General features: G+C 55.8%; 1 protein-coding gene and 1 pseudogene. One reads left to right on the top strand and one right to left on the bottom strand.

All coding sequences use genetic code 11. From position 1 onward, the window contains the following. A pseudogene (locus ABJK70_RS22910) lies at positions 1–750 on the top strand (hypothetical protein); the annotation flags it as partial. Positions 751–754: 4 nt separating this feature from the next. On the opposite strand, the gene ABJK70_RS22905 reads toward ABJK70_RS22910, so the two are convergent. After that, positions 755–2889: EAL domain-containing protein (locus ABJK70_RS22905; RefSeq protein ID WP_347259246.1), on the bottom strand; the 2135-nt coding region annotated here is incomplete at its 5' end.

Genomic DNA, 2889 nt, shown 5'->3' with positions numbered 1-2889 from the left:
CGAGGGAACGAGGAAACTATATCGACGGAAATTGGTTACACGCCGCCCGAGGCAAGCCGGATAACCCGGCAAGCGCCAGCCGGTTTTGGCTTGGCTTACGACTACACTGCCTCTTACCGCGAATATGAATCGATGTCTTTTTCCGCGGAAGGTGTAATTCTGACGAAGGATGGCCAAGAATTTCGGTTTTCCGTACAACTCAGCATGACTCGCGAATTTTACGTCGAGCACAGTGCGAGCCTTCGCCTAGGAGAGGCAGCCAAGATCGACCCTCTGGTCCTGAATTTCGATGGAACCGGTGCAGAATTGGAAAAAACCCGCTTCGCATTCGACCTGACCGCCGACGGCATCAGCGAACAAATCGCTCAACTCCGAAGCGGCAGCGGTTTCTTGGCCTTGGATAGTAATGAAGATGGTATCGTGAATGACGGCAGGGAGCTGTTCGGTCCGACAACCGGCAATGGATTTGCCGAATTGTCGATTTACGACGATGACCGCAACGGTTTTATCGATGAAGGCGACAAAATCTATGAAAAGCTACGCATCTGGCTGTGGGACGCTTCCGGAGCGCAGAAGCTCGTCGGCCTGAAGCAGATGGGCCTGGGCGCCATTTACCTGGGCCAACTAAGCAGTCCATTTCGATTAGCGGATAAGCTGAACAACCATCTCGGCGATGTAACGGCCACCGGCCTGTTCTTTCTTGAGAACGGAAGCGCCGGCACGGTTCAGCAAATCGATTACGTAGTTTAAAGCCTCATTTCTCCAGTAAGGCCGGATGGTCGGCTACTGGCCGGTCGAGATAGTATCCTTGAGCCAGGGTGACGCCGAGACCACGGATCATCTCCAGCGTCGCGGCGTCCTCGACATATTCGGCGACAGTGATTTTTTGCAGTCCGCGCGCCACGTCGACCATCGCTTTGACAAAAACTTGATTATCGCGATTGTTCGGCAGGTCCCGGATAAACAACCCGTCGATTTTGAGCACTTCGACACCCAAGTATTTGAGATAGCCGAAAGTCGAAAATCCGCTCCCGAAATCGTCCAAACAAACCAGGCAACCAGCCTGTTGGATGGCCTCGATGAACCGTTGCGCATCCTGAATATCCGAAACCGCCGCCGTTTCCGTCAGCTCGATGATGAGCCGTGCAGGATCGACGCCGTTCTGCTTCAATTGACTGCGAATGAAATGCGGCAGGGACGGGTCGTCGAATGTACGGCCGGAAATATTGATGGCGAGCGGCGGAATCGACGGATTCCGCGCCAACAGTTCGATTCCGTGCCGTAACACCCAGCGGTCGATCTCGGTGATTTGGCCGCTCTTCTCGGCGATGGAAATGAATTGCCCCGGCATGATGAGACATGCGGGATCGACAGGATTTCGCATGCGCACCAAAACCTCCAAATGACTCAATGCGCCGCTGTCGACGGAGTAAACCCCCTGGAAATGAAGTTCGAATAAATCTTTCTGAAGCGCCTCCGCGATGCGCCTGTTCCACGACAGGCGCTGCATCATGGCTTCCGAGCTGTCGCGTGTCGGGTCGTAAATCGCCCAAGTGTTCTTGCCCTGCCCTTTAGCCTGATACATCGCGGCGTCGGCATGCGCCACCAAATCCTCCGCGTTTTCCCCATGGTCGGGAAAGACCGCCACGCCCACGCTCCCGGTAACGCGCATATTGGTGCCGCGGAACCGGAACGGGATCGCCGAAATCGCGTTTGCGATACGCCCAGGGAGAGCCTCGAGGTCGCTGCTCGGGGTTATCGTGCTCAAAATGGCGAACTCGTCGCCGCCAAGCCGGGCGAAGGTTTCCTCATGGCGCACCAAAGTCGATATTTCACCGGCGATGCGCACGAGCACCGTGTCGCCGGCTTTGTGGCCGAAGGTGTCGTTGATGTACTTGAATTCGTCCAGGTCGAAATAGATCAGGCAAAATCGGCTGCCGGTACGCACCGAAGTGGCGATCAGGCGTTCCAGCTGATCTTGGAAGCGGTGACGATTGAACAGGCCGGTCAAGGGATCGCGCTCGGCCAGATAAAGGAGTTGCTGGGCAGTTTGACGTTCGTAGGTGATGTCCTCATAAATCCACAAGCGCCCGATGGTCCGCCCGTCGTCATCGGTCACCGGATAGGATATTTGCGTCAGAACCCTGCCGTCGTATAGATCGAGCTCGAATCGCTCGCTGATTTCGTGAGTGTCGAGCACATGCAACACGTATTTGGACGCGTGATCCGGCCGGGCGAACCGGTGTGTCGAATGCTCCAGGACATCACGGGTAGTGCGCCCCACCAGTTGAAAATCTTCGTCTATCGCCCACATGCGGTGGAAAGCCGGATTGACATACTCGATCAGCCCCCCTCGATCTTCGAACAAAATGCCGATGCTCATGGCCGACAACAACGCACCCATCCGCCCATGCTCTTGCTGCGCGAGTCTCGCCAGCTCGCGCTGCCGATTCTCGGAAAGCCGCAATCGCTCCAGTACCCGTCTTAACCGCTGCTCCGTATGCTTGCGGTGTGTAACGTCGAAGCAAAGCGCAAAGAATCCCGATACCAAACCGTTCCCACCGATTCGTGGCAGATACTGAATATCCAGCCAGCGCTGCACGCCTTTTTGATTCCTGGCCGGCAATTCGAAGCGCGCGACCTCGCCGGACAAAGCCTTATCGGCATAGGGCTTCGCCTGTTCATAAATGTCCGGTTCCATGAGGTCGGACATATGCTTGCCGATGATCTCGCCGCGTGATTTTTGAAACCACTCTTCATAACCTCGATTGACCAAGACATAGCGGTGCTCTCGATCCACCAACGATACATACGCCGGTATCGAATCCACCACCAACTGGATCAGCTCCTTGGCATGCCTCAGTTCCTCTTCGGCCTGCTTTCGCTGAG

Origin of the sequence: Methylocaldum sp. (assembly GCF_039794385.1) — a bacterium.
GTDB lineage: Bacteria > Pseudomonadota > Gammaproteobacteria > Methylococcales > Methylococcaceae > Methylocaldum.
Note: the sequence above shows the minus strand (reverse complement) of the source record. Positions and strands in the feature narration are given on the sequence as shown.